Raw genomic sequence first — 26,303 nt, forward strand, 5'->3', positions numbered from 1 at the left:
AAGTGACGCCGACGCGCAAGTTCCCCTTCCGGCCACGGTTCCGTAGCATCCTCCCCTTCGTGGAGACATTCGGGCGCATTTGCGCCTCTCTGCTCCCCTAGAGACACGATGCGCCGAAATCCCCCCTCTGCAAAGCAAAGAACGTGCATCAACCGGTGGCGGGAGTCGGGCAGCCGCGGCGTCGCTCCCGAACCGGCACCCGGCGAACGCCTAAGACCCCAGGACGACCTCGATCTCGTCGAAGCGGTTCCAGCGGTACACCGCCCAGCTGAGGACCCAGCACAGCACGAACACCCCGATGATGCCGAACCCGAGCAGATTGAACTGCCCCCCCAGATCGCGCGCCGCGGACCACGGCGTACCGTGCAGGTCGAGCTTGTCGGCGATCAGCGCCATCGTCTCGATCCCGCCGATGACGATCGCCACGAACGCGGACACGGCGGTGATGGTGATGTTGTAATAGAGTTTCCGGATCGGCTTCACGAACGCCCATTCATACGCGCCCAACATCAGGATGCCGTCGGTCGTATCGACGAGCGCCATTCCCGCGGCGAACAGCGCGGGCAGGACGAGCACCGGGCCGATCACGAATGCATGCGCCGCCTGTGCGGCGGAGAGGCCGAGGATCGCGACTTCGGTGGCGGTGTCGAACCCGAGCCCGAAGAGAAAGCCGAGCGGCGCCATGTGCCAGCTGCGCGAGACGAGGCGAAACAACGGGCGGAACAGGCGCGACAGCAGGCCACGTCCGCCGAGCAGCATGTCGAGATCTTCGTCGACATAGGCACCGCCTGCGCGGACCCGCTGGAAGGTGTGCCACACCGAGCGCAGGATCACGAGGTTCATCGCCGCGATCGTGAACAGGAACGCCGCGGACACGATCGTCGCGACCACGCCGCCGGTCGCCTTCAGCGCCGCGAAGTCGGACAAGGCCGAGGCGGTGAAGGCGATCGCGACCGAGGCGAGCAGGATGATCGTGCTGTGCCCGATCGCGAACCAGAAGCCGACCGTCATCGGCCGCTGCCCGTCCTGCATCAGCTTGCGCGTGACGTTGTCGATCGCGGCGATGTGGTCCGCGTCGACCGCGTGGCGCAGCCCGAGCCCCCACGCGAGCAGCGCGGTGCCGAGCATCAGCGGCTGTGCGTGGAACAGCGCCAGCGCCCATATCCACGCCCCGACATTCGCGCCGATCAAGAGCACGTAGAGCAGGCTGATCCGCTTGCGCAGCGTTGTCAGGGCGGGAGCGGGCAGGGCGGGAGCGGGCAGGGCGGGGGCGGGCATCGGATCAGCTTTCGACAAGGTAACCCTCCGGTGGTGTGCGCGCGATGAAATGGCCCTTGATGCCCTGCGGCCATTGCTTGAAGGGCACGCGGCCATGGTCGCTGTCGGCATAATGGACCGCGTAATCGAGGATCGCGCGCGCGGCCTCGGCATCGGGCGTGAAGCGGCCGAGCAGATAGCCGACCTTGCCCGGCGCACGCAGGTGGATCGAGCAATGTTCGGTGCAGGAGAAGAGGCACGGCATCTGCTGGATCGCGACGTCGGCGTAGCGCGGATCGGCGTCCTTCGCAGCCTGCAGCGCGGCGACGAGCAGCGCGCCGCCGAGCGTGCCGCCGGCATCCTCGCGGTCTTGCGCGGACAGGCGGCAGGTGTTGCACGCGATGACGGCAAGGCCGTTCGCGACGGGGGTCAGCATGGTTTCTGGTCCGATATGGGGGAGGGGCGGGATGTCATCGCTCGAGGATCCGGTCCGCGATCGGTTCGCAGGCTTGCCAACCGTGCCGTTCGAGTTCGGGGGTGTCGGACGGTTCGGCCGGGTAGCCCAGGCACAGCAACGCGATCAGCGTCCAGCCGGGGGGCACGTCGAGCAATTCGGTCACCACGACGGGGTCGAGGATCGAGACCCAGCCAAGCCCGATGTCGCGCGCGCGCGCCGCGAGCCACAGCGTATGGATCGCCATGACGGTCGAGTAGCGGAGCATCTCGGGCATCGTCGCGCGGCCGAGACCGTGGCCCGCGTCCGGCACCTCGTCGCAGAACACCGCGAGCAGTTCGGGGGCTTCGCGGATGCCGTGGAGCTTGAGCGCCCGATAGCGCGTGCGCAGCGTGGCATCCGGGATTGCCCAGGCCGCGTCCCGGGACGCGGCATCGACGTGATCGGCAAGCCGGGTGCGAAGCTGCGCCGAACGAACCCGGACGAAGCGCCACGGCTGCGCATTGCCGACCGACGGCGCAAGCGCGGCGCTGTCGAGCAAGGCGTGCATGGCGTCCTCGGACACTGCGCGCGGGCCGAAGTGCCGGACATCGCGCCGCCAGCGGAGCAGCGCCTCGAGCTGATCCCCAAATGCCGAGTCGAAGTCCGGTGCGGTCATGCCGTCGTCTCCGACCGGCGGAGGAGGTAGGTGTCCATGATCCAGCCATGCGCCAAGCGAAGGCTTGCCCGCTCCGCGATGATTTCCGCGGACACTTCCGCCAGCGGACCGGTCACCAGCGCCTGATGCGGCATTCCGAGATACGCACCCCACCAGATCGTCACGCCGTGCGGATCGAGCGTCGTGAACCCACAGCCGCCGTCCAGCATCACCGCAAGGGTGTCCGCCGCCGGGGGCCAGCCATCGGCGCGAAGGCGTCGTCCGGTCGTTACCAGAACGGGCGCGGCGAGCGTGTTGAGGGGAATAGAATGCGCGGCGGTCAGCGCCTGGAGGCTGGTGATGCCGGGCACGACATGGACGCGGATCGACAGGCCGTCGTCCCGCAAGCGATCGGCGATCCGCAGGCTGCTGTCATAGAGCGACGGATCGCCCCAGACGAGCAACGCCAGCCGACCGCCGTCCGGCAGATGCGTCGCGATCTGCGTCGTCCACGCAGCGGCAATCGCGTCGTGCCAATCGCCGACGGCGGCGAGATAGGCGTCGCTTTCTGCACGTTCGGGCAGATCGAATTCGATGACGCGGGTCCCGCCCCGCAACACCGCGGCGCAGATCGTCCGCCGCAGACCGATCAGGTCCGACGCGGCGTCGCGCTTGCGCGGGAGCAGGATCAGGTCGGCGGCGTTCATCGCGGTTTCCGCCGCGCGCGTCAGATGATCGGGGTTGCCGGTGCCGATGCCGATGAGGTGCAGGTCGATCATGGCGCGAGCAGCGGCCCGTAGAGGATCAGCGCCGGCGCGTCGTTCCGCGGCGCGAGGTCGCGCGCCAGGTCGGCGATGGTGGAGCGCGTCAGCCGCTGGTCGGGATAGCTGACATTCTCGGCAAGCAACGCGGGCGTGTCCGGCGACAGGCCATGCGCCACAAGCATCCCGACCAGCGTCGCGAAGGTCCGCTTGGGCATGAACACCACGGTCGTCGCGGCGGGATCAGCGAGCGCCGCCAGGTTGAGACCGTCGGGCAGGCCGCCGGTGACGTCGTGCCCGGTGACGAACTGGACTCGCCGGGCGCTCAGGCGGCGCGTGAGCGGGATCGCGGCGGCGGCGGCCGCGGCGCTGGCGGAGGTGACGCCGGGGACGATCTCGAACGCGATGCCGGCCGTGCGGAGCGCCGCGATCTCTTCTTCCAGCCGCCCGAAGATCGCCGGGTCGCCCGATTTCAGGCGCACCACGCGCACGCCGGTCAGCGCGTGATCGACCAGCAATTGCGAGACATGCGCCTGCGACGGCGAGGGGCGGCCCGCGCGCTTGCCGACCGCGACCAGCTCGGCGCCCTTGCGGACATGCCGGAGGATCGGCCCCGAGGACAAATCGTCGAACAGCACGACGTCCGCCGCCTGCAACCGCGCGACCGCTTTGAGCGTCAGCAATTCGGGATCGCCCGGCCCGGAGCCGACGAAGGAGACGAAGCCGCTCATTGCCCGGGGGCGATCAGGTGGAAGAAGGTGCCCGAGACCTGACCGCGATACGATCCGGTCTCGGCCACCGGGTCGCCCTGGGCGTCGACGACGTGCGCGAGCGGCGCGTCGGGTTGTTCGAGGATCGTCGAATAATGGAATTCGTGGCCGCGCTGCGTCGTCCCTGCCGCCGAACCCGCGATCGGCGCAAGCAACGTGGCGTGGCGATACCCGAGATGCATCCGGCGCTGCGCATAGCTTGTCACGAGCCCGAGCAGCCCCGCCATCCGGTGGCGCGTGCCGTCGGCGTCGATCAGTCCGTCGCCGAGCGCCATGTAGCCGCCGCACTCGCCGTGCACCGGGCGGGTGCTGGCATGGTCGGCGAGCGCGGCGCGGAAGCGCGTGGCGGCGGCGAGGCGTCCGGCATGGAGCTCGGGATAGCCGCCGGGCAACCAGACGAGATCGGCACCTGCGTCGGGGGCTTCGTCCGCAAGCGGCGAGAACGGCAGGATCTCCGCGCCCGCGCTGCGCCACCCCGCGAGCATGTGCGGGTAAGCGAAGGAGAAGGCTGCATCCTGCGCCAGCGCGATCCGTTGCGCGGGCGGGGTGAAGCGGTGCGCGGGCACGGCGGGGGAGGCTGCGACCGCCGCGGCGTCGCGGATCGCCGCGAGATCAACGTGCTCGCGCAGGAAAGCCGCATAATCGGCGATCCGCGCGTCGAGATCGGGATGCTCGGAGGCCTGGACCAGACCGAGATGACGCTCGGGCAGCTTGAGGTCGCCACGCCGGGGCAGCGCGCCGAATACGCGGATCCCCACTGCCGCCATCCCGCTGCGCGCGAGCCGTTCATGCCGCGGGCTCGCGACGCGGTTGAGGATCACGCCGGCGACCTGCACCGCGGGGTCGTAGCGCGCGAAGCCGAGCGCGGTGGCGGCGGCGGATTGTGCCTGACCCGACACGTCGATCACCAGCACCACCGGCCAGCCCATCCGCCGCGCAACGTCCGCGCTTGCGCCGTTGCCGGTCGCGCCCGGCTTGGCGACGCCGTCGAACAGGCCCATCGACCCCTCCGCGAGTACGAGATCGGCATCGTGCGCTTCCGCGGCGAGGCCGTGGAGCATCGGCTCCGCCATCGCCCAGCTATCGAGGTTGAACGAAGGCCGTCCGCTCGCCGCGCGGTGGAAGGCGGGGTCGATATAATCGGGGCCGCTCTTGAACGGCTGGACGCGCAGGCCTTCGTCGCGGAACGCGCGGAGCAGGCCTAGCATCACGGTGGTCTTGCCGGTTCCCGAGGCGGGAGCGGCGATCATTATACCCGGGGTCATTCGCCGGTCTCCGCAAAGGGGGAAGTGGCGCTCTGCGGCCGGAAACGGCGGTCGTAGCCGGCGGCGTACAGGCTGCTCTCGCCGAAATCCTTGGCCGCGAGAACGGGGCCGACGAGGATCAGCGCGGTCCGATCCGGGCCATTCGCGGCTGCCGCGACGATCGTCGCGAGCGTCGCGCGGACGATCCGCTCTTCGGGCCAGCTTGCCCGCCAGACGATCGCCACCGGGCAGTCCGCGCCGTACGCCGGGGTCAGTTCGGCGACAACGCGGTCGAGCGCGTGGATCGAGAGATGAATCGCAAGCGTCGCGCCGGTCGCGGCGAAGGCGGGAAGCGTCTCCGCGCTCGGCATCGCGCTGGCACGGCCCGAAGTGCGGGTCAGGACGACCGACTGCGAAAGGCCGGGAAGCGTGAGTTCGGCCCCGAGCGTCGAGGCGGCGGCGGCGAAGGCGGGGACACCCGGCGTTATGGTGAAGGGGATGTCGCGCGCGCGGAGCCGCCGGAGTTGCTCGCCCAGCGCCGACCAGATCGACAAATCACCCGAATGCAGCCGCGCGATATCGTGGCCCGCTGCGTGCGCCGTCGCGATCTCGTCGATGATCTGATCGAGCGAGAGCGGCGCGGTGTTCACGATCCGCGCGCCCGGCGGGCAATGGTCGAGCAACGCGGCGGGAACGAGCGACCCGGCGTACAGGCACACCGGAGAGGCGGCGATCAGGTCGCGGCCGCGCAGCGTGAGCAGATCGGGAGCACCGGGGCCGGCGCCAATGAAGTGAACGGTCATGTCGAAGGTCCTTGGGCGATCGCGCAGGTCGCCCTGCGATCGGGGGAGATGTGACGGGGCGTGATCAGGCGCGCGCCTTCACCGATCGCTGCGAGTGCGGCGGCTTCGGCAACGCTGCCGGTGCCGCGCGCCTCGAGGCTTGGCTTTGAGCAAGTCCGCGTCGGGACGTCGGTCAGGGCCTCCGCCGGGATGGCGAACAGCGCGAGACCAAGCCGTTCGGCGAGCGGTGCAAGCAGATCGGTCTTGTCGTCCGGCGCGGCCAGCGCGGTGACCGGGGGGTGCCCGACTTGCGCCAGCGCCAGCGCGGCTTCGCACGAGGGAAGCGCGGTACCGCTGCGATATCCGAAGCCAGCGACGATCATCGCGATACGCTCCACTGGACGATCGGATAGTGCGCGCGCCAGCCGCGGCGCGTGCCGATCGGCGCGGCGTCGGACAGCTCGATCCGCAGCAGATCGCCGCCCTTCGCATGTTGCCATGCCGCCAGCAGCGCTTCGGATTCGAGCGTCACCGCATTGGCGACGATCCGCGTGCCGGGCACGAGGTGCGTCCAGAGCCAGTCGAGCAGCGCCTCGGAAAGCCCGCCACCGATAAAGACGGCGTCCGGCTGGGGATGATCGGCCAGCCCGTCGGGCGCACGCGTTCCGACGACACGGAGCCGGTCGACCCCGAGGGCGTCCGCATTGGCGCGGGCGCGTTCGGCACGGGTCGGGTCGGCTTCGAACGCCAGCGCCTGGGTCGTGGGATGGGCGAGCAGCCATTCGATCGCGATCGAACCCGAGCCTGTGCCGATGTCCCACAAGGTCTCGAATGGGGCGGGCGCGAGCGCGGACAGCGTGAGCGCGCGGACCGGGCGCTTGGTGATCTGCCCGTCATGCTCGAACCAGTTGTCGGGGCGCCCGGATGCTGTGGCCAGAACCGCACCGTCGCCGTCCACGGCAATGCCGACCGCGACGGGATGCACGATATCGGTGAAGTCGATCGTCGAGGCGGTGGTTTCGCGGATGCGCTCGCGCGGACCGCCGAGCGCTTCGAGCACCCACAACCGGCTGTCCCCGAAACCGTGGTCGCGCAAATATCCCGCCAATGCCCCGACCCCCGCGCCATCGCGCACCAGCACGATCACCCGGACGTTCGGTGCTAAAATTGGGCGCAGTCGCGCGAGCGGCGCGGCATGCAGGCCGAGGCACTGCGTCGAGTCGATCGGCCACCCCAGCCGCGCCGCTGCGAGGCTGAAGGTCGAGGGCACCGGATGCGCGACCCATTCGCTCGCCTCGAGCTGGCGCGTGACGACCGATCCCGCCCCGAACCAGAACGGATCACCCGATACCAGCAGCACGACGCGCCGCCCGCGCTGCGCGAGCAGCGGCGCGATCCCGTCCTCGAACGGCACAGGCCACACGGTGGTTTCGCACGCCAGATCTGGCAGCAGCGCCAGGTGGCGTGCGGCGCCGGTCACCCGTTCGGCGCGCGCGAGGGCATCATGGCTTGCGGGGGACAGGCCGGCTGGTCCATCCTCGCCGATCCCGACGATCGTCAGCCATGCCTTGCCGAGTTCATTCGCCATGCCGAACATCCTGATTCTTGGCGGCACGACCGAGGCGAGCGCGTTGGCGGAGGCACTCGCGCTGCGCGGTGACGATGCCGTGCTGAGCTATGCCGGCCGCGTGGCGAGTCCGAAGGCGCAGCCGGTGCCGACGCGGGTCGGCGGGTTCGGTGGCGCGGCGGGGCTGGCCGCCTATCTCCGCGCAGCAGGCATTACGCATCTGGTCGACGCGACGCATCCGTTTGCTGCGCAGATGAGCGGAAACGCGGTGGAAGCGGCAGCGGACACTGGCATCCCCCTGATCGCCTTGACCCGACCAGCATGGACCGCGGAGCCCAACGACGACTGGCGGCATGTCGCCGACATCGAGGCGGCGGTCGCCACGCTCGCGGGCGCGCGCCGCAGCGTGATGCTCGCGCTCGGACGGATGCACGTCGCGGCGTTCGCGGCGCACCCGCAGCATCGCTATCTGCTGCGCTTCGTCGACGTGCCTGAGGCTCCACCCGAACTCCCGGACCATTATCTCGTGATCGATCGGGGGCCGTTCGATGTCATGGGCGACGTCGCGCTGATGCGCGACCATGCGATCGATGGGATCGTCTGCAAGAATGCCGGGGGGACGGGTGCGCAGGCCAAGCTGATCGCGGCGCGGCAGTTGGGAATCCCAGTGGTGATGATCGACCGCCCCAGCTTGCCGTTGCGCGCGGAGGTGCATGCGGTCACCGAGGTGCTGAACTGGATCGATCATGCCGCCGACCTCGGGGTGTAGAGGATCGGCGCGCCGCTGCGCACGATCGTCCGCGTCGTGCTCGACCCGACGATGACGACGGTCCGCATATCCGCCATTTCCGGGCGGGCCTCGGGCAGGGGAACGACGTGCAGCGTTTCCTCGGGGGTCGAGACAGCGCGCGCGAACAGCACGAGGCGCGCATCCGCACAGACGTCGCGCAGGATCTCCAATGCGCGCCCGAACCCGTCGGGCCTGCTCCGGGAGCGAGGGTTGTAGAAGGCGATCGCAAAGTCCGCCTCGGCGGCGAGGCGGACCCGGCGGTCGATCAGCGCTTGCGGTTTGAGGTTGTCCGACAGGTTGATCGCGCAGAAATCATGACCGAGCGGTGCGCCCGCGCGCGCGGCCGCCGCGAGCATCGCGGTGATGCCCGGAAGCACGCGGATGTCGAGCTCGCGCCACGCTGGCGGGCCATGCTCGACCGCCTCGAACACCGCCGCCGCCATCGCGAACACGCCGGGATCGCCCGACGACACCACCACGACGCGGTGCCCCGCCATCGCAAGATCGAGCGCATGCCGCGCGCGATCGAGCTCTACGCGATTGTCGCTGGCGTGGAGCGTCAGCCCGGCGCGCGGGGTGACGCGCGCGACATAGGGGATGTAGCCGATCACGTCGGTCGCCTCTGCAAGCGCTGCGGTGACGTCGGGCGTCACCAGCGCCGCATTGCCCGGCCCGAGCCCTGCGATCGCGAGCCAGCCGCTCATGGCCGCCGCCCCTGGCCGTGGATCAGCAGGATCGAGAAATAAGGTGCGATGCTGTCGGCGTCGCACAGCCGGGTGACGCGCTGGTCGGGCATGGCGGCATATTCGACCAGCCACGCCGCATCGTCGCGGCCCGCGGCGGCGACCGCGCGGCGCAGCTTGGCGAGGTGGCGGCCGATCTTCATCACCACCAGCGCATCCGTGTCGCGAATTCGGCGGGTGAGCTCGTCTTCGGTCATCGTCGCGGTGAGAACGGTCAGCACATCCTCGCCCCACGTGATCGGCGTGCCGCTCGCGGTCCACGCGCCCGACATGCCGGTGATGCCGGGGATGACCCGCACCGGCACGATCCCCGCCAGGCGGCTGTGGAGATGCATGAACGAGCCGTAGAAGAACGGGTCGCCCTCGCACAGCACGACCACATCCTCGCCCGTCGCCGAGAGTGCGGCGAGGTGATCGGTACAATCGGCGTAAAAACCGCAGAGACGGTCGTTGTAGCGCGGGTCGGCGACCGGGATTTCGGTCGTGACGGGATATTCCATCGCGAACTCGATCGCGTCGGCGCGCAGCATGCCGTCGACGATCCGCCGCGCCTGCCCCGGCTTGCCCGCCTTGCGGAAGAAGGCGATGTGGCGCGCGCCGCGCACCAGCCGGTCGGAGCGGACGCTCATCAGGTCTTGGGCGCCGGGGCCGAGGCCGACGCCGTGGATCGTGCCCTGGGGGGGAAGCGCCGTCATTCGGTGCGGCTCGCGAGCGCGTTGATCGCGGCGACGGTGATCGCGCTGCCGCCCATCCGCCCCTCGACCACGACGCACGGAACGGGCTGTTCCGCCCACAAGGCGGCCTTGGATTCGACCGCGCCGACGAACCCGACCGGGCACCCGATGATCGCGGCCGGGCGCGGGCAGGCGGGGTCCTCGAGCATGTTGAGCAGGTGGAACAGCGCGGTCGGGGCATTGCCGATCGCGACCAGTGCGCCCTCCAGATGCGGCCGCCACAGTTCGAGCGCGGCGGCGGACCGCGTGTTGCCCATCGTGCGCGCGAGGTCGGGCGTTCCCGCGGCATGCAGCGTACAGAGGACAGGATTGTCGGCAGGAAGGCGGCCGCGCGTGATCCCCTCGGTCACCATCCGCGCATCGCACAGGATCGGCGCGCCCGCCGCGAGCGCACGCCGCGCGACCACGGCGAAGTCGGGCGAAAAACGGATGTGCGCGGCAAGATCGACGAGACCGGCGGCGTGGATCATGCGGACCGCGACCGGCTCCTCCTCCGGCGTGAAGCGCGTCAGGTCGGCCTCGGCGCGGATCGTGGCGAAGGACTGGCGATAGATGGCAGCGCCGTCGGTTTGATAGACATGGGGCATCAGGCGACTCCGAAGCGGGCGAGGATCTGGGCGGCGTCGAGCCCGGATACGGCGGGGGGGTCGCCGGCGCGGGCGGCGAAGGCGAGATCGAAGCGACCCTCGCGCCCCGTCAGCACGACATCGGCGGGCTGCGCGCGCGCGCAGCCCTTGGCGCAGCCCGAGACGTGAAGCTGGCCCGCGACATGCGGAGCGAGACGGCGTGCGAGCGCGCGGGTCGCTACGCTTGCCTGCGGACAGGCCGGGGCACCGACACAGGCGTCGGTATGCAGGAGCGCGGGTTCGGGCTGCTCGGCGGCGACCCCGCCCAGGACGATCAGCCGCCGCCAGGGCGTGACGCGGATCTCGCCACCGTTCGCCACCAGCCGAGCGAGGTCCGAAGCGTCGATCCGTCCGAACGGAAGGCCTACCACCGCGCCAAGCGGGTGCTGCCCGGTCGCCAGTGCAACACCCGGCGGCGAGGGCAGAATGTCGCGATGCGCCCAGGCGGGCAGGGCGGCGGCGTGGCGCGCCATTCGGCCGGCGGCGCTGCCGCCGCTCGCGACGAACCAGTGCGCCAGCGCCACGATCGCATCGACCTCGGTGCCAGCGGTCAGCGCTACGCCCTGCGTTCGTCCCTCCGCGCGCAGAATCAGGCAGCCAGTCGAGCCGCGTTCGATGCGAATGTCGGCGGGGGCGTCGCGAAGCAGCGGGGAAGCGGCCGCATCGATGGCGAACCCGAATTTGCCGGGCAGTTCGGGCAGTTCCGCCAGTCGCGTGGCGAGTTCGCTCGCGATGCGGTGCGTGTCGTCACCCGCGTTCCAGTCGGGCGCCACCAGCACGGCCCGCCGCGCCTCGAGCGTCGGATCGGTGTCGACCAGATCGAGCGCGCACAGGGTGGCGATCAACGCCGCCCAGCGGTCGTCGCGGACTCCGCGGATCTGCAGATTGGCGCGGTTGGTGACGTCGATCGCGCCGTTGCCATGCGCTGCCGCCGCCTCGGCCAAGCCGATCGCCTGCGTGCGGGTGAGGTCCGCGAGCCGCGGGCGCACGCGGACCAGCAGGCCGTCGCCTGCCGCCATCGGGCGATGTGCCGTCGGGCACCAGCCGCGCACCACGCTCATGCGGTTGCGCCCAGATGTGCGAGAATGGAATTGCGCCGCGTCGGCCACAGCCCCGCCGCGTAGAGCGCGAAGAACCGCGCCTCCAGCGCCGCCAGCGCCTGCGGATTGGTGTCCGCCATGAACGCGCGGACGTCGTCGCGCGCGAGCGTCGCGTCGTAATAGAGATCGATCGACTCCGGCGTCACGACGTCCGCCAGATGCGCGAACGCGCCAAGATGATCGAGCGTGGCGGCGAGTTCGGCGGCACCGCGAAACCCGTGCCGCATCATCCCCGCAACCCAGCCCGGATGCGCCGCACGCGCGCGGACGACGCGCGCGATCTCCTCCCCGAGCGGGCGCGCACGCGGACGGGCCGGGTCGGTCGCATCGAGGTGATAGAGAGCGGCGCTTCCGCCGGTGATCGCCTGCGCGGCGGCAAAGGCAGCCTCGTGCGCGGCATAGTCGGCGGCAAGCAACAGGTCGGTCTCGGGCAGGTCCTGAACGTGGACGAAGACGTCCGCGGCGGCGACGCGCGCCGCGATCCCCGCCGGGTCGGCGCGCGCCTCGCCATCGTCGAGGGCGTGCGCGGAAGCGGCGAGCCACGCCGCGCCTGCCGCCTGTCGCGCTTCGGGCGTGTAGGTGTCGGCGCTGTCGCCGAGCCCGATGCCATAGCTGCCTGCACGCGGCCCGAACACGCGCGCGCCGGGGGTGGACCCGACGAACGGGTTGCGATCCGCCGGCTCGTCCCGCGCCGCCATCGCGCGCACCGCCTGGCCGAACATCGCGCAAAGCGTCGGGAAGGCATCGCGGAACAGCCCCGAGACGCGCAGCGTCACGTCGATCCGCGGCCGGTCGAACCGCATCAGCGGCAGGATCTCGACCCCGGTGACGCGGTCGGACTGATGGTCCCACACCGGCTCCGCACCGAGCAGGTGGAGCGCCATCGCGAATTCCTCGCCCGCGGTGCGCATCGTCGCGGAGCCCCACAGGTCGACCACCAGCCCACGCGGATAGTCGCCATGATCCTGCAGATGGCGGCGGATCAGTTCGTCGGCGAGCCGTACCCCCTGCGCATGCGCCGACCGCGACGGCACCGCGCGCGGATCGGTGGTGTAGAGGTTGCGCCCGGTCGGCAGCACATCGTTTCGCCCGCGCCACGGCGAGCCCGATGGCCCGGGTGCGACCCGTCTTCCGGCGAGCGCCGCGAGCAGGCCGTCACGTTCGGCAGGTCCTTGCTCGCCACGCCCGAAGACGTGGAGCCCATCGCCATATTGGCTGTCCTTGACGTCGCAGACGAAGGCATCGATCCGCGTGATCGCCTCCGCGTGCGATAGCGCTTGGTCGAGCGCGAGTACGTCGCCGAGCCCGAGTGCGAGCGCTTCGTCGCTGATATCGCGCTGCAGCCGATCGCGGCGTGCCGGATCGAGCCCGTCGGCATTGGAGAATTCGTCGAGCAGCGCCTCGAGCCGTCCGAGCCCGGTGCCACCGTCTGCGCGGACCAGCGGCGGCGGGACATGGCCGATCGTGACAGCGCCGATCCGCCGCTTGGCTTGCGCCGCCTCGCCGGGGTCGTTGACGATGAACGGATAGACGACGGGCATCGCGCCGGTCAGCGCTTCGGGCCAGCACGCATCCGACAGCGCAACCGCCTTGCCCGGCAGCCATTCGAGCGTGCCGTGCGCGCCGACATGGACCAGCGCGTCGGTCCCCTGCGTGCGCAGCCAGAGGTAGAAGGCGATATAGCCGTGCCGCGGGCATCGCGAGAGATCGTGATACTCGTCTGCGCGCACCGCGGCGCTGCCGCGTTCGGGCTGGAGCGTGACGAGACTGTCCCCGGCGGCGACGGCGGCGAAATGGAAGGCGCCGTCGAGAACCGCTGGGTCGTCCTCGGGCGCGCCCCAGGCTGCGGTCACATCAGCCTGCAGCGCGGCGGGCAATGTCGCGAGCGCCGCACGATAGGCAGACAGGGGCCAGCCGATGGTCTGCTGTGCCAGTGCAACCGGCAGATCCTCGATGTTCCGCAATGCCGTCGCATAGCCCGCATCCGCCAGGTCGCCCAGCATCGCCGTGACCGACGCGAGCGCATCGAGCCCGACCGCGTGCGCCATCTGGTAGGTCTTGCCCGGATAGGTCGACAGCACGATCGCGAGCCGCCGCTCCGCAACGGGCTTCGCTCCCAGCGCGATCCAGCCGTGGACCCGGTCCGCGATCGCCGCGATTCGCTCTGGCTCGGCGCGGTGTTCGCGGCGGGCGAATTGCAGGTCGGCGTCGCGCGCGGCAGCGTCCTTGAAGCTCGCCACGCCGGCGAACAGACGGCCATCGACCTCGGGCAGCACGACGTGCATCGCGAGATCGGCGGGCGATAGACCGCGTGCCGCATCGGCCCAGGCGGCACGGTCGGACGTTGCCAGCGCGACCTGGAAGACCGGGACTCCGGCGGCGTCGAGCGGGGTTGTGCCGGCGGCATCGCGCGCGGAGAAAGCGGTTGCGTTGACGATCGCGACCGGCGCGAGCGCGGACACCCAGCGCGCCAGCCACTGGCCCGCCGAACGATCCTTGAGCGACGGCGCGAACAGCGCGAGGACCTCGTAGCCGCGTTCCACGAACGCCGCGTTCAGCGCCGTAATCGGGTCGAGATCGGCGGCCATGAGATAGGATCGGTAGAAGACCAGCAGAACTCGCGGTCGGATCGCCGTCAGCGCGAACGCCGCCGGGCAGGTCACACCGGGCTCCGGTTGCCAGCCGCCAACCGAGGCGATCGCGCGCGCTGCCGGGACGGGCTTGACGTACAACCCGGCTGCCAGTGCGAATTGCGCGATCGCCGCGCGCGCCGCCGTCGCGCCGCCAATGTCGCACAGTTCCGTCAGCCGTCGCAGCGTCGAGACCGGCACCGTCGATGCGGCATCGAGGCGCGGATCCATGCGGCCATCCGCGGGGATGATCGCCAGCGCGATCCCGTCTCGTCGGGCGAGCGCTTCGACCTGCTGCACGCCGTAGGGCCAATAGGCGATCCCGCCGATCAGCCGAATCAGGATTCCCTTTGCGGCTCCCAGCGTCCGCTCGACATAGGTGTCGACCGAAAGCGGGTGCGTCAACTCGGCGAGATTGGCGAGCCGCAGGCTTGGCATCCCCGGCCCGCCCGCGCGCCATCCCGCCGCGAACGCGCCGAGGTCGCTGTCGGAAAAGGACAGTACGACGAGATCCGCGGCATCCTGCCCCAGATCGCGCGGCGTGGCGCTCTCCTCCAGCCCGTGCGTTTCGCGGAAGACGACGTGCATGGCGGATCAGCCCGCCAGCGCTGCCTTGATTGCCGGCGGGTCGAGCCGGTTTTGCTCGGCGATCACCACCAGTTGCGTGCCGCGCGTCTCGTCGCCGCGCCACGGTCGGTCGTATTGCACGCGCACCCGCGCGCCCACCGCCTGGACGAGCAACCGCATCGGCTTGCCCGCGACCGCGGCATAGCCCTTGACGCGCAGCACGTCGCCGCCCGCCGCGAGCGTCTCGATCCGGCGCGCGAGATCGTCCGGGTCGGTGATCTCGCCCCATGCGACGACGATGCTGTCGAAGTCGTCATGCTCGTGCTCGTCCTCGCCATCGTGATGCGACGGGCGGGCAGCGATATCGTCCTCCGCCGCAGCGCCGAGCCCGAGCACGACGCGCGGGTCGACGATGCCATCGACCAGCTCGACGATCGGGAGCGGGCGCGGGGTCTCGGCGGCGATGACCGCGCGTGCGGCGGCGATTCCGACGGGCCCGGCGAGGTCGCATTTGGTGAGCAGCACCATGTCGGCGCAGGCGAGTTGATCCTCGAACACTTCGGACAACGGGGTTTCATGGTCGATGCTCGGATCGGCAGCGCGTTGCGCGTCGACCGCGGCGAGATCGGGCGCGAACCGCCCCGCGGCGACCGCCTCGGCGTCCGCCAGCGTGATCACCCCGTCGACCGTGATGCGCGAGCGGATCGCGGGCCAGTCGAACGCTTTCAGCAGCGGCTTGGGCAGGGCGAGCCCGGATGTCTCGATCAGGATATGGTCGGGCCGCGGCTCCATCGCGAGCAGCGTCTCGACGGTCGGGATGAAATCGTCCGCGACGGTGCAGCAGATGCACCCGTTGGCGAGCTCGACAATGTTCTCGGCCGGGCAATCGGGGATCGCGCAGCCCTTCAGGATGTCGCCATCGACCCCCAATGTGCCGAATTCGTTGACCACCACCGCGAGCCGCCGCCCACCGGCGTTGCGGATCAGGTGGCTGATGAGGGTCGTCTTTCCGGCGCCAAGGAAGCCGGTGACAATGGTGACGGGAACCTTCGATAGATCGGACATGCTCTTCCCCGCGGCGCGACAGCAACGAACGGAAGGGGCCGATTTCGGACGGCGCGCGACGACGGACGAGCGCCGTAAAGCCGCCCAGCCACGCACCGATGCAGCCCCAGCCGCATAGGCTCGTCGCTCAGACGGAGAACCGTGCCGCGGCCATCCCCTGGGCCAAGGCAAGAGCGACCTTATCGCCGGCAGGTCTCCTGGCTCGCGGGTCATCGCTAGAGCATCGCCTTCCCAGATCGACGGTTCGAAAACCGTCGGAGTCCAGTGGCCGCTCCCGTTGCCGGGAGCATGACGCTTTCGCTCACCGCTTACAGTTGCAGGGACAGCCGCGGATTTGGGGGAGGACCCCCGCACCGCATTCCCATTCAAGCCCCTCGCGGGGCACCGGCGCGATCAACGGGCACCGTGAAACGGCGCCCGTCGACAATCCTAGCCGAAGCCGGGCGGCTTGCCAATTCGGTAATGCGCCGCATCGCGTCAGGGAGCGTGCTTCCGCAAAAGGCGCGAGGATGCGCCGATGTCAGTCCTGCGCGGCGATCTCGCGCAACGCGCGCTCGAATGCTTCGGGCGTCTGCCCCCCCGAGATCAGGTAGCGATCGTTGATGACGACGGCAGGCACCGCGCTGATCCCGCGCGACTGCCATAGCTGCTCGGCCGTCCGGACCTCGTCCGCGAATTCGCTCGACGCAAGGATCGCGGCGGCGCGCACGGGGTCGAGCCCGGCCTGTGCGGCGGTGGCGATCAGCACGTCATGGTCGGACGGATCCTGCTGATCGGTGAAATAAGCGACGAACAACGCGTTCTTCAACGCGGCCTGCTTGCCCTCGATATGCGCCCAATGCAGCAACCGGTGGGCATCGAAGGTGTTGTAGATGCGGCTCGTCTCCAACATCTGCATCGAAAAGCCGAGTTCGGCCGCGCGATCGCGGATCATCGTGCGGCTGGCGGCCGACTGTTCGGGTGTCGAGCCGTATTTTTCGGCAACGTGTTCCCTGATATTCTGTCCATCCTTGCCCATCCCGGGGTTCAGCTCGAACGGCTGAAAAGTGATGTCGGCGCTGACCAGGTCCCCCGTGCGCGCGAGTGCTTCCTCGAGGCCGCGCAGGCCAATGATGCACCACGGGCAAGAGACATCAGAAACGAAATCGATCTTCATGGGCTTGGACACGCAACACCGTTCGATGAGAGAGGATGGCGCAAGACATAAGGATACGGGGTGGCGATTACACCTGCGCGTTGACGAAAGGCGGCAAGCCGTCCGCGCTGAGGCGTCCTGCATTCCGATTTCACGCCGCGATTCCGACGGCTGGACTGCGTCACGCCTTCACGAGCATCCGTTTCGGCCGGCGATGCTGTGCATGGGAGAAGAGCGAAAAGGTGCGATTGACGTAATTCGCCACGCCGCTGAGGCTGTCGATATCGGCCTTCACGTCCCGGACGAGCCCCGCCTCGACGAGGTGGGGCAGGCGATCCGGATCGGAGGTATCGAAACGGAGATAGACCGCGCAGATCGATTTTCTGGGACACAAACGGTCTGTGCTGAGCTGTCTGCTGACACCGTTCAGCAAGATCTTGGATACTGCGTTCCGGGAAAAATGACGGCGTGGAAGATCGGGGTGGGGCGGCACGCCCGACTGGTAGTCCTCCCGTTGGGCCGTTCCCGGCCACACTATGAACGCGAATTTAGACAACCGTCCTGCCGTTCATTGGTTTGGCGACGATGGTTGTGTTTCTGGCGTTCCGTCGCTCCACCAAAAGTATCGCGAAGAGCGTCCCTCTGCTCGCCGTGTCGATCGCGCTCAGCGCTTGCGTGCCCTCGGGGCATCTCGCGCGCACGCACGCTCCCGTGCCGGTGTTCGATCCCGTCGCGTTCTTCGCCGGACATACCGAAGGGAAAGGGCGCCTTTCGGTGATACTGCGGCATCATACGCCAACGCTCGTCGAAGGATATGGCGTTGCCCCTGGGGCTGGCCAAATCGACCTGGAGCAGGACGTTCGCGAGGGTGTCGGCAAACCTACGCACCGGACGTGGCATCTTCGTCGGATCGCGCCGGATCGATACGCGGGAACGTTGAGCGATGCCGTCGGTCCGGTGACGGGAGAGGTTACCGGTAACCGCCTGCATTTGCGGTTTGCCATGAAGCATGGATTGCACGCCCAGCAATGGCTCGACTTGCAACCGGGCGGCCAGACCGCGCGCAACCGCATGGTCGTGACGAAATTCGGCGTCCCGGTCGCCAGCGTGGACGAGACGATCGTGCGCAGGCCGTGATCCTTCCGACGCCTGCGGGCTGGCGAGCAGGCTCCGTCGATGTCGGGTGATCTCGGCATCGCTGCTGCGTTACCGGTCGCGGAGACCGGGAGGTCAACGTCCGCCTTCGCGGGGTGGGGCGCTCGGCCAAAGGCGTCGCTGCCGATGCTGCTGCGTCTGCATCTCACGTACCTTTGGCGACACAAACGCCTGTTGTCGCTCACCGCGCCCCGGTTGTTCACCGAACTGGTCCAGCAGCGCAAGCTCGTCGACCGCGATCCTCGGATGCCGGGGTTGATCGACAAGCTGACGGTAAAGCGCTTCGTCTCCGACATGCTCGGGCCAGACTGGGTGACGCCGACGCTGTGGTCGGGTGACATCCTGCCGACGACACCGCCCTGTTCCTATCCATTCGTCGTAAAATCGCGCCATGGTTGCAAACAGGTGCGGGTGGTCTGCAGCCAGGCCGACGACTGGGCCATGGTTCGCCGCTCGGCGGCGTCGTGGATGCGACGGTCCTACGGGGACTGGCTCGACGAGTGGGGATATCGCGACGTGCCGCGCGGGGTGTTGATCGAACCCTTCGTCGGCGTCGCCCCGGTGTTGCCGATCGATTACAAGCTGTACGTCTTCCACGGCAGGGTCGCGGTGATCCAGGTTCATAGCGACCGCGCGACCAATCATCGCTGGACGGTGTTCGACCGCCGCTGGAGACGGCTGTCGGGTGACGGGTTGGGCGAAGACATGCCGCAGCCGATGGCCTTGGACCGCATGATCGGAGGCGCGGAAGCCCTGGCAAGCGGCTTCGATTTCGTCCGGATCGATTTCTACGACGTAGGACGCGTGCCGCGGTTTGGCGAAATGACCTTTTACCCCGGTTCCGGGCTGGACCCGTTCGATCCGTTTTCGCTGGATGTGTCGCTCGGCCAATGCTGGCTGACGGGGGCCCCGTTCACAGGCGCACCCGTGGCGTCAGGTCCGGCCTCGCGTTCGGTGTACGAGGCCCCGTCGATGCCGTTCGGAATTTCATGAACTCGATTTTAGGGTCTTTCGGTGGGTCGCACACCGCCGCCGATCGTTATCCGGCCAGTCACAGCGCGAACGGCGTGTCATGTGGCGAGCGAGAAAAACCGTGCATCTTATAAAAGCGCTGATCGCCGAATTCCTCGGAACATTCGCACTGATCTTCATCGGTGCCGGCGCGGTGACCGTGCTCGACCCGCCGAACATAGCGGCGATCGCACTGGCGCATGGCTTCGTCATCATGGCGTTCGCCTATGCCTTTGGGAACGAGAGCAACTCCTACCTGAACCCCGCATTGACCCTCGGGGTCGTCATCGCGGGCGAGGGCAAGATCGGCGCGGCCCTGCCGGTTTTCCTGGCGCAATTCGCCGGGGGCGCAATCGGTGGCTTGGCGCTGGCCGCAATCTATGGCGTCGATGCACCGCATAGCCTGGGAATGACCACGGTCACGACCAGCCTGACTTCGGTGACAGGCGGGCTTGTGCTGGAAGGGATCGGCACGTTTTTCCTGATGACGATCGTGCTCAACACCGCGCTCCGCGGCGTTGCCGGCAAGTTCGCGCCGTTTGCGATCGGTATGACGGTCGCCTTCTGCATCATGAGCTTCGGTGCCGTTACGGGCGCTTCGATCAACCCGGCGCGCACACTGGGCCCCGCGATCGGGCTCGGCAAGTTCACCGAGGCGGTTCCCTACATGCTCGTACAATTCCTAGGTGCCGCACTGGCGGCAATCTTTTACCGGTTCGTTTTCGCCAAATCGATCGGCGACGAGAAGGACACCGCTGTCCCGGACGAGCCTGCATTCTAATTTCGCGCGACACCTCCCACCGTTGTTCAGAAGGAATGAAGCCATGCTCGATATCGAAACCGACAAGACCGACACGAAGAGCTTTGAAATGGGCGGAAAGTGCCCGTTCGGGGGAGATCGTATCGGTGGTGCGTTGGGCACGCCGCCGGCCTTGTCCGACTGGTATCCGAACCGCCTGAAGGTCGAGCAGCTCCACTCGAACGGCCCGCAGGCCAATCCGTTGGGCGACGACTTCGATTATGCCGCGGCGTTCAATGCGTTGGATTACGCGGCGCTCAAGCAGGACATCAAGGCCTTCCTGACCTCGTCCGTTGCGTGGTGGCCGTCCGATTACGGCAATTACGGCCCGCAGATGGTGCGCATGGCGTGGCACGCCGCCGGCACCTATCGCATCGCGGACGGTCGCGGCGGTGCGGGCGAAGCGCTCCAGCGGTTCGCGCCGATCAACAGCTGGTGGGACAATGGCAACACCGACAAGTCGCGGCGGCTGATCTGGCCGATCAAGCAGAAGTACGGCAGCGCGCTGTCGTGGGGCGACCTGATGGTCCTGACGGGCAATTGCGCGCTCGAGATCATGGGTTTCCCGACCTATGGCTTCGCCGGAGGTCGACAGGACGCATGGGAAGCGGATACCAGCACCTATTGGGGGCCGGAAGTGTGGGATCCGAGCGCCGCACCGTCGTCGGACAGCATGGTGACGCGCGACAAGCGCTGGCGCGGCACGAACGGCGATGCCGATTATGATCTCGAAAATCCGCTCGCCGCGACGCATCAGGCGCTGATCTACGTCAATCCCGAAGGCCCTTATGCCAATGGCGATCCGATGGGGTCGGCGCGCGACATCCGAATCGCCTTCACGCGTATGGCGATGAACGACGAGGAAACCGTCGCGCTGATCGCGGGCGGCCACGCCTTCGGCAAGAGCCACGGCATGGTCAGCGCGGATCAGGTTGGCCCGCCACCGGAAATCGCGCCGATCGAGGCGATGGGCATGGGCTGGCAGAACCCCGAAGGGACGGGCTTTGCGGAATATACCATGACCAACGGGATCGAAGGCAGCTGGACGCCCAACCCGACGCAGTGGGACAACAGCTATCTGGAAAACCTGTTCAAGTTCCAGTGGGTCCAGACCAAAAGCCCGGCCGGCGCGCTGCAATGGACCCCGTCCGACCCGGATGCGCCCAAGACCCCCGATGCGCACGTCCCGGGCCAGATGAACCCGCTGATGATGATGACCAGCGACATCGCCCTGACGGTCGATCCTGCCTACCGCGCCGTGTGCGAGAAGTTCCTGGGCGATTTCGAGGCGTTCACGCAGGCGTTCTCGAAGGCGTGGTACAAGCTGACGCACCGCGACATGGGTCCGCGCGAACGGTATCTCGGGCCGGAAAAGCGCAACGAGAACGATCTGGCGTGGCAGGACCCGATCCCGCCGCGCGACCATGACCTGATCGGGTCGGCCGACATAGCGACGTTGAAGCAGGCGATCCTGGCGTCCGGCGTCTCGACATCGGACCTCGTGTTTACCGCTTTTTCCGCCGCGGCGACGTATCGCAACAGCGACAAGCGCGGTGGCGCGAACGGCGCACGGCTGGCGCTCGCGCCGCAAAAGGACTGGGCGGTCAATCAGCGCACCGTCCCGGTCATTGCCGCTTTGCGCGGCGTAATGGCCGATTTCAACGGCAAGCAGACCGGTGACGTCAAGGTTGCACTGGCGGATCTGATCGTGCTCGGCGGCTGTGCGGCGGTCGAGAAGGCGGCCGCGGACGCGGGTATCCAGGTCGATGTTCCGTTTACGCTGGGGCGGCGCGATACGACCCAGGAGCTTACCGACATCGAGATGTTCACCTGGTTGAAGCCGGTGGTCGATGGTTTCCGCAACTATGTCGATCCGCAATACGGCCAGGTCGCGCCGGAGGTTTCGCCCGAGGCGATGTTCCTCGACAAGGCGCAGCTCCTCGCGCTGACGGCGCCGGAATGGGTGGCGCTGGTCGGGGGGCTGCGGGTGCTCGGGGGCAATCATGATGGCTCGGCCAACGGGACGTTCACCGATCGCGTCGGGGTATTGTCGAACGATTTCTTCACCGTGCTGACCAGCATGGAGTTTGAATGGAAGAAGGCGGACGACCAGGGCATGACCTTCACGCTCGATGACCGGAAAACCGGCACGCCCCGCTTCCACGCGACGCGCTGCGACCTCGTCTTCGGCGCGAACAGCCAGTTGCGTGCCGTCGCCGAAGTCTATGCCGGCCACGATGGCCACGCGCGCTTCGTCCGGGACTTCGTGAAGGTGTGGGACAAGGTGATGATGCTCGACCGGTACGACGTCTGACGGCATCGCTTCGGTAAGAGTCGAGATGGAGTCCGCCGCCCGCGGACTCCATCGTCGGTAATTATCCAGGCCAAACCATCGCGCGTCACGCTTGCGCGCTTCATGAGCGACGGCCGGGGGTGATGCGCCGCGTTCCTCGGCTTGGGACAGGATGGCGAGGGGTACGCGCGCAAGCAGACCTCATGATCGGCGCGGAGCCCTTCAGAATGTGGCCCCCACCTTGCCCAGCGGGCATTCCGATCCCGTAGATGGCGATGCAGTACCACGTGTGATACCGGCATGCGGGGAGGACGGCTCGTTTGAACATAGGTGGCGCCGACGACGGACCAGACGGTTTGATGGCCTTGTACGTCGAACACAGGACCGCATTGCTGCGTTTCCTCGTCGCACGCACCGGCAGCGCCGCCGAGGCCGATGACGTCGTTCAGGACCTTTGGCTCAAGCTTGCCGCGGTACCCTCCGGGCCGATCGGCAACGGGCGGGCGTATCTTTACCGCATGGCGCAGAACATCGTCCTCGACCGGCTCCGCGCGGGTCGCCGTCGGGCCGGGCGCGAATGCGCGTGGGCGGATAGCGAACAGGGGTTCCGCACCGACGCGCCGGAACCGCATGTCGAGGCGTCGGCCGAGGTGGATTTGATCGCACGGGAAGATGCCCAACGACTGGCGAACGCGATCACGCGCCTTCCGCCTGGCGCTGCGCGGGCGTTTCGGCTCCACAAGCTCGAGGGACTGAGCCACGCCGATACGGCTGCCCACCTCGGCATCAGCCGCAAGGGCGTGGAAAAACACATGGCGGTCGCCATGGCGCATCTGCGCCGACTGCTCGACGACGGGGAACTGGGGTGATCGCCGGTGCACGGCGTCTTGCCAACAGAAGCAGGGAGCGGCGGCGGGCATGCCGGCGCGAGGTGATTCAATGAACGAGGATATCCGGCAGCACGCCGCGCAGTGGCATGCCGCACAAGACACTGACGATATGGATTGGGACGGCTTTGCGGCCTGGCTCGAAGCGGATCCGCGCCATCGCGACGCGTTCGACCGGATCGCGCTGCTCGACGACGATATCGTCGCGCAGCGGGGCGCCATCCTGGCGCGGATGGACGAGCCACGGCAGATGCCTTCCCCGGTGGCGGGTGGTCGCGCCGGCTGGCGGTGGGCGGTCGCGGGCGGTGGCGCACTTGCGGCAGCGCTGGCGCTGATCGTGATGATCCCCAGGGCCAACCCGGATGTAGCCTGGCAAAGCGACACGACGGGGAGGGAGATCAACCTGAGCGACGGCAGCCGCATTGCGCTTGCGCCGCGTAGCCGCCTGGTCGCTCACCATGGCGATCAGACCCAGCTCGCGCTGACCGGGGCGGGGTATTTCGAGATTCCGCACCGATCCGGGCGGACCCTGTCGATTTCAGCAGGTGGCTATCGCATCAGCGACATCGGGACGCGGTTCAACGTCGCGACCGACGCTGCCGCCACGCGCATCTCGGTCGCCGAGGGCAAGCTTGCGGTGACGTCCTCGCGGCTGGACGCGCCGATCACCCTCGACGGCGGGCATGCGATGGTTGCCCGCGGCGCAACCGTCTCCGTCTCGAGCGTTGCCGCCGACAGCATTGGAAGCTGGCAACGCGGGCAACTCGTTTACGCGGATGCGCCGCTGCTGCTGGTTGCCACCGACATCTCCCGCTATGCCGGCCAGGAGACGACGGTCGATCCCGCAATCGCCGATCTCCATTTCTCTGGAGCGTTGAAGATTGGGGATGGTGCCAAACCTGCAGAGTCGCTGGCGGCGATCGTCGGGGTTGCCGCGCGCCGCGATGGCGTTCGCACTCGTCTGGAGCCTCGGCACTAGCACCGCGGCCATCGCACAGCGCCGGTCGCTCGACATTCCGGCTGGCCCGATCGAGCGATCGATCCAGGAACTGGCGCGCCAGTCGGGCGCGTCGATCGGGACCAATCTCGCGTTGCCGGTGCTTCGCACGCGGGCAATCCACGGGACATTGCCGGTCTCCGTGGCGCTCGCCGAACTGCTGCGCGGCACCGGGCTGCTCGCGGTCCGCGTCGGCCCCGGCCTTTGGCGGATCGAACGACCGAAACCGAAAATCGTCCGACGATCGCGCGTCTTACCCCCGGAGGAAGTGGTCGGTTCCGCGGATCAGGTCGACATCCTCGTCACCGGTACCAAGCATCGCGAGCCGCTGGCGTCCACCGCAACCCCGTTGACGATCGTGTCCCCGGCGATGCTGTCGATCTTCGGACAGACGCCCGATACGCGGGACTTCGCGTCCTTGGTCAACGGCCTGTCGGTGACCAACCTTGGCCCCGGCCGGAACCGGCTGTTCATTCGCGGCGTCGCCGACAGCCCGTTCGATGGCTTCGGCCAATCGAGCGTCAGCGTGCAGCTGGACGAAGCCCGCCTGACCTATGACGCGCCCGATCCGGATCTGCGCCTTGTCGACATGGAACAGGTCGAACTGCTGAAAGGGCCGCAGGGGCCACTCTACGGCACCGGGGCGCTGGGCGGCGTCTACCGGCTGGTGCCCGCGAAACCGGATCTCTCGCGCGCGGCCGGCATGGCGGAGGGAAGCGTCAGCGCTACGCAAGGCGGATCGGCGGCGGGGGCGTTCGACGGCATGGTCAACGTCCCGATCGTGCCCGATCGATTGGGCATCCGGCTGGTCGGCTATCGCATCGGGCAGGCGGGATGGATTGACACGGCCGCGGGCGCACGCGACATCAACCACGGGCAGACGAGCGGTGGCCGCCTTGCGGTTCGGGCGCGCCCCGGCGGCGACTGGATCGTCGACCTCCAAGGAGTGACGCAATCCGCTTCGGTCTCCGACAGCCAATATGTCGAGGCACCGCACACCCTCACGCGCGCGGCGCGCTTGCGGGAACCGCAGGACACCGGGATTACGTTGGTCAGCGCCGCCGCGACCGGGTCAATTGGTGCCGCAAGGATTACCGCGGCCGGCAGTCTCGCGTGGCAGGAGCTGAACGCCACCTACGACGCGTTGGCCAAGGCTGCCGTGCTGGGTGGCACCGCGCCCGCGGGGTATCACGACATGCGCCAATATAAGGTCGCGACCGGCGAGGTTCGGGCGTTGCTGTCGCGCGGGGCGCTGGATGGGCTGGTGGGGGCCTCGGTCCTGTCGGCGGCGACGGATGCGACGGGAACGTTGGTCGGCGCGACGTCGCTTCCCGTCCTGCAGGTCCGCCGCCGGGTCGAGGAAGTCGCGGTGTTCGGGGAGGCGACCTGGCATCTGACGCCGATGCTTCGGGCAAGCGCGGGCGTGCGCGTGTTCCGATCCGCCGTCGACGACGACCGGACTGAGCAACTGAACGCGGCCGCGATCAGCCGCGCCGTCGTCCGCGCCAGCCCGAGCGCGACGATTGCCTGGCAAATCCACCCGCGTTTCCTCGTCTTCGCCCGCTATGCGTCCGCACTGCGCCCGGGCGGGATCGACGCGACGGCCGGCACAGGCACCGCGACGTCGACGTATCAGGCCGACGAATTGCAGGCGTATGATCTTGGGCTGCGCTGGTCGTCGCCGGGCGATCGGCTGGCGCTGGATCTGGGGGGCTTCGTTACCAACTGGGCGCATGTCCAGGCGGATGTGCTTGGTCCGCAAGGGTTGCTGTCGACGCGCAACGCGGGGGACGCGACCAATCAAGGCGTGGATCTCACCGCGCGGTGGCACCCGCGCTCGCATTGGACGGTGTCGGCGGGGACGCTCCTGCAACATGCGCGGATCGACCCGGCGTCCGCGCCCGCGCTTGCCGCCGATCGACGGCTTCCTGTCATTCCCGACCTCAGCGCGCACGGCGAAGCGACATACGCGCTGGAAAGGAACGGCTGGACGTTTCTGGCCACCACCCGCGCCAGCTTCGTCGGCGCAACGCGTTTGAGCTTCGACCCTGCGCTCGACCGTGAGAGTGAGCCGATCACGCTGCTCGCGACGTCGCTATCGGCGGGCCGGGCCGCGTGGCAATGGCGGGTGAGTGCGGACAATCTGTTGAACAGCCGCGCAGACAGCTTTGCGTTCGGCAATCCATTCTCGGTATCGGCGTCGAGCCAGCATACTCCCGTTCGCCCGCGAACGATCGCGCTGTCGGTGCGGCGGACCTTCTGAGGCGTCGTCGCGAACTTCCGGAGCAGAGGTAGGGTG

At 68.5% G+C, this 26,303-nt stretch carries 25 protein-coding genes and 1 riboswitch; of the genes, 8 read left to right on the forward strand and 17 right to left on the reverse strand.

Translation table 11 applies throughout. The features are described from left to right. Positions 1-210 precede the first annotated feature (210 nt). From RH91_RS13205 to RH91_RS13245, 9 genes are read right to left on the reverse strand one after another with little or no spacing between them, the layout of a single operon-like run. The gene (locus RH91_RS13205) at positions 211-1,278 is read right to left on the reverse strand and encodes a HoxN/HupN/NixA family nickel/cobalt transporter (protein WP_010163297.1); all 1,068 of its coding nucleotides are present in this window, start codon (positions 1,276-1,278) and stop codon (positions 211-213) included. 4 nt (positions 1,279-1,282) lie between these two features. Continuing rightward, positions 1,283-1,693, reverse strand: a complete 411-nt coding sequence (locus RH91_RS13210; RefSeq protein WP_010163298.1) for a DUF1636 domain-containing protein — start codon at positions 1,691-1,693, stop codon at positions 1,283-1,285. Between the two features lie 34 nt (positions 1,694-1,727). Next, positions 1,728-2,369 (reverse strand): 5,6-dimethylbenzimidazole synthase, encoded by a 642-nt coding sequence (gene bluB, locus RH91_RS13215; protein WP_010163299.1) that lies wholly within the window; start codon positions 2,367-2,369, stop codon positions 1,728-1,730. Then, positions 2,366-3,127 (reverse strand): precorrin-6A synthase (deacetylating), encoded by a 762-nt coding sequence (gene cobF, locus RH91_RS13220; protein ID WP_010163300.1) that lies wholly within the window; start codon positions 3,125-3,127, stop codon positions 2,366-2,368. Before cobF ends, bluB begins: the two co-directional genes overlap by 4 nt. Continuing rightward, a complete protein-coding gene (gene cobA / locus RH91_RS13225) occupies positions 3,124-3,840 on the reverse strand; it encodes a uroporphyrinogen-III C-methyltransferase (RefSeq protein ID WP_010163301.1) in 717 nt (238 codons plus the stop codon). Before cobA ends, cobF begins: the two co-directional genes overlap by 4 nt. Continuing rightward, positions 3,837-5,144, reverse strand: coding sequence for a cobyrinate a,c-diamide synthase (locus RH91_RS13230; protein ID WP_029623847.1), 1,308 nt, complete (start codon positions 5,142-5,144; stop codon positions 3,837-3,839). The genes cobA and RH91_RS13230 overlap by 4 nt, the downstream gene beginning before the upstream one ends. Continuing rightward, entirely contained in the window at positions 5,141-5,926 is a 786-nt protein-coding gene (gene cobM, locus RH91_RS13235; RefSeq protein WP_010163305.1) for a precorrin-4 C(11)-methyltransferase, read from the reverse strand. Before cobM ends, RH91_RS13230 begins: the two co-directional genes overlap by 4 nt. Beyond that, positions 5,923-6,288 carry a cobalamin biosynthesis protein gene (locus RH91_RS13240; RefSeq protein WP_010163307.1) on the reverse strand — a complete coding sequence of 122 codons (366 nt, stop codon included), beginning with the start codon at positions 6,286-6,288 and terminating at the stop codon, positions 5,923-5,925. The genes cobM and RH91_RS13240 overlap by 4 nt, the downstream gene beginning before the upstream one ends. Then, entirely contained in the window at positions 6,285-7,493 is a 1,209-nt protein-coding gene (locus RH91_RS13245; protein WP_010163308.1) for a bifunctional cobalt-precorrin-7 (C(5))-methyltransferase/cobalt-precorrin-6B (C(15))-methyltransferase, read from the reverse strand. The genes RH91_RS13240 and RH91_RS13245 overlap by 4 nt, the downstream gene beginning before the upstream one ends. Here RH91_RS13245 and RH91_RS13250 point away from each other — a divergent pair. Then, entirely contained in the window at positions 7,492-8,241 is a 750-nt protein-coding gene (locus RH91_RS13250) for a cobalt-precorrin-6A reductase (RefSeq protein WP_010163309.1), read from the forward strand. The genes RH91_RS13245 and RH91_RS13250 overlap by 2 nt on opposite strands. On the opposite strand, the gene cobJ is transcribed toward RH91_RS13250, so the two are convergent. The 8 genes from cobJ to RH91_RS13290 all read right to left on the reverse strand — a co-directional run bounded on the left by cobJ (position 8,217) and on the right by RH91_RS13290 (position 17,295). Continuing rightward, entirely contained in the window at positions 8,217-8,966 is a 750-nt protein-coding gene (cobJ, locus tag RH91_RS13255) for a precorrin-3B C(17)-methyltransferase (RefSeq protein WP_010163310.1), read from the reverse strand. The two genes, RH91_RS13250 and cobJ, sit on opposite strands and share 25 nt — an antisense overlap. Next, positions 8,963-9,700: a precorrin-2 C(20)-methyltransferase gene (gene cobI / locus RH91_RS13260; RefSeq protein ID WP_010163311.1), complete on the reverse strand. Its 738-nt coding sequence runs from the start codon at positions 9,698-9,700 to the stop codon at positions 8,963-8,965. The genes cobJ and cobI overlap by 4 nt, the downstream gene beginning before the upstream one ends. Further along, entirely contained in the window at positions 9,697-10,326 is a 630-nt protein-coding gene (locus tag RH91_RS13265; RefSeq protein ID WP_010163312.1) for a precorrin-8X methylmutase, read from the reverse strand. Before RH91_RS13265 ends, cobI begins: the two co-directional genes overlap by 4 nt. After that, entirely contained in the window at positions 10,326-11,426 is a 1,101-nt protein-coding gene (locus tag RH91_RS13270) for a cobalamin biosynthesis protein CobG (protein WP_037478779.1), read from the reverse strand. The genes RH91_RS13265 and RH91_RS13270 overlap by 1 nt, the downstream gene beginning before the upstream one ends. Further along, positions 11,423-14,683: a cobaltochelatase subunit CobN gene (gene cobN, locus RH91_RS13275; protein WP_010163315.1), complete on the reverse strand. Its 3,261-nt coding sequence runs from the start codon at positions 14,681-14,683 to the stop codon at positions 11,423-11,425. The genes RH91_RS13270 and cobN overlap by 4 nt, the downstream gene beginning before the upstream one ends. Positions 14,684-14,689: 6 nt before the next feature. Next, complete coding sequence (gene cobW, locus RH91_RS13280) at positions 14,690-15,727, reverse strand: cobalamin biosynthesis protein CobW (protein ID WP_010163317.1); 1,038 nt, start codon at positions 15,725-15,727, stop codon at positions 14,690-14,692. A gap of 170 nt (positions 15,728-15,897) precedes the next feature. Beyond that, positions 15,898-16,131, reverse strand: a riboswitch (cobalamin riboswitch). Positions 16,132-16,247: 116 nt separating this feature from the next. After that, entirely contained in the window at positions 16,248-16,883 is a 636-nt protein-coding gene (locus tag RH91_RS13285) for a DsbA family oxidoreductase (protein WP_010163319.1), read from the reverse strand. A 160-nt stretch (positions 16,884-17,043) separates the two neighbouring features. Then, positions 17,044-17,295 (reverse strand): hypothetical protein, encoded by a 252-nt coding sequence (locus RH91_RS13290; RefSeq protein ID WP_051116693.1) that lies wholly within the window; start codon positions 17,293-17,295, stop codon positions 17,044-17,046. Between the two features lie 218 nt (positions 17,296-17,513). Between RH91_RS13290 and RH91_RS13295 the strand changes: the two genes are divergently transcribed. From RH91_RS13295 to RH91_RS13325, 7 genes are all read left to right on the forward strand, one after another. Beyond that, positions 17,514-17,999 (forward strand): DUF3833 family protein, encoded by a 486-nt coding sequence (locus RH91_RS13295; protein ID WP_232283500.1) that lies wholly within the window; start codon positions 17,514-17,516, stop codon positions 17,997-17,999. A gap of 144 nt (positions 18,000-18,143) precedes the next feature. Further along, the gene (locus RH91_RS13300; protein WP_010163323.1) at positions 18,144-19,010 is read left to right on the forward strand and encodes an ATP-grasp fold amidoligase family protein; all 867 of its coding nucleotides are present in this window, start codon (positions 18,144-18,146) and stop codon (positions 19,008-19,010) included. A 100-nt stretch (positions 19,011-19,110) separates the two neighbouring features. After that, entirely contained in the window at positions 19,111-19,809 is a 699-nt protein-coding gene (locus RH91_RS13305; protein ID WP_010163324.1) for an MIP/aquaporin family protein, read from the forward strand. 43 nt (positions 19,810-19,852) lie between these two features. Then, positions 19,853-22,141 (forward strand): catalase/peroxidase HPI, encoded by a 2,289-nt coding sequence (gene katG / locus RH91_RS13310; RefSeq protein WP_010163325.1) that lies wholly within the window; start codon positions 19,853-19,855, stop codon positions 22,139-22,141. A gap of 338 nt (positions 22,142-22,479) precedes the next feature. Continuing rightward, the gene (locus RH91_RS13315; protein WP_010216433.1) at positions 22,480-22,989 is read left to right on the forward strand and encodes an RNA polymerase sigma factor; all 510 of its coding nucleotides are present in this window, start codon (positions 22,480-22,482) and stop codon (positions 22,987-22,989) included. A 70-nt stretch (positions 22,990-23,059) separates the two neighbouring features. Beyond that, positions 23,060-23,986, forward strand: coding sequence for a FecR family protein (locus tag RH91_RS13320; protein ID WP_010163327.1), 927 nt, complete (start codon positions 23,060-23,062; stop codon positions 23,984-23,986). Next, the gene (locus RH91_RS13325; protein ID WP_232283501.1) at positions 23,952-26,267 is read left to right on the forward strand and encodes a TonB-dependent receptor; all 2,316 of its coding nucleotides are present in this window, start codon (positions 23,952-23,954) and stop codon (positions 26,265-26,267) included. The genes RH91_RS13320 and RH91_RS13325 overlap by 35 nt, the downstream gene beginning before the upstream one ends. The last annotated feature ends 36 nt before the right edge of the window (positions 26,268-26,303 follow it).

Source organism: Sphingomonas sp. PAMC 26617 (assembly GCF_000242835.1).
Classification (GTDB): Bacteria; Pseudomonadota; Alphaproteobacteria; order Sphingomonadales; family Sphingomonadaceae; genus Sphingomonas.